The sequence below is a fragment of the Bacteroides sp. L10-4 genome, from assembly GCF_013373675.1.
Taxonomy (GTDB): domain Bacteria; phylum Bacteroidota; class Bacteroidia; order Bacteroidales; family Bacteroidaceae; genus Bacteroides; species Bacteroides muris.
The window spans coordinates 47,043-48,038 of sequence record NZ_JABXJH010000043.1; the positions used below are offsets into that span (position 1 = coordinate 47,043).

The following is a 996-nucleotide window of genomic DNA, read 5'->3' on the forward strand; positions in this document are numbered from 1 at the left end:
CTTATTAAAATGTGTTATGAAACATGCTTTTTTTCTTGGAAAGTTTGTCAATATCCCAAAAAAACGTACATTTGCAATGTGTTTTTCATAGTATTAGATTTAAGGTTAACAAAGGTTGGAGTACAGCGGTACTCCTTTTTTTATGCCCTAAACTGAACTTTGGCACATTTTTGGGGACGGTAATCAGGGCATAGTCCTTTCCGACAAGTTCACGGCATTGGTCGTTATGTTCTTGGATAGTTTGAATAAGTGTACGGACAACTTCCGGTGCTTGGTCTTGTCCGAAGAACTTTTTCTGCAACAGGCGGGCGGTGATGAACTGCCCTTGTTCCTCCAGTTCATTGAAAGTCTGGTGGAGTTTGATTCTTGCATCCTCGATATAAGCATTCAAGTCGCAGGATTTTCGGCTTTTGCCTTTGGCGCACTCCTTCGCCTGATTCCACAAGGCTGGTTCAATGCTTTTGCGGATATTGTTTTCCACTCGCACACCGTTCACGGTGATACGCATACATACGGAGGCTTCCCCGTTTTTCAGCAGTTTGGCTTTCTTGATAAAGAAAAGCACATTGAATGAGTCTCTTTTCATGTTCCTACAGTTTTTCGTTGTACAAAAGTAGGAAACCATGCACGCTTTCTTGATACGCAAAATGTTGCAAATCAGAGAGAAGTAATCTTATTTGGTGGAGATTTGGGATTAATCCGAAAACCCTGTGGGTATATTATGTTAATACGCGAAAGTGAATTATTTTTGCAGTTAAATTAAGCAATATCAATCCCATGAATTCTAATCGCCCCCTACATAAGTTACTACGAGTCGTCTTTCCCGAAGTTTTAATGGAGTGTTTTAAGATCTCCGGCTGGCATGACGACTCTGTGAAAATCGAAGTCTGGCTCGATGAAAGACACTACCTGGAGCGTTCAGATTACAAGAGTGGCAGCGTGATTTCCCATGGTTTTACTGATGAGAAAGTGATTCAGGACTTTCCTCTTCGTGGC

Annotated in this window: 2 pseudogenes; one reads left to right on the forward strand and one right to left on the reverse strand. The window is 41.5% G+C overall.

Features of this window, described 5'->3' with window-relative positions:
• Positions 1-175 precede the first annotated feature (175 nt).
• A pseudogene (locus HU824_RS13940) lies at positions 176-586 on the reverse strand (Arm DNA-binding domain-containing protein); the annotation flags it as partial.
• A 191-nt stretch (positions 587-777) separates the two neighbouring features.
• Between HU824_RS13940 and HU824_RS19540 the strand changes: the two are divergent.
• A pseudogene (locus HU824_RS19540) lies at positions 778-996 on the forward strand (transposase family protein); the annotation flags it as partial.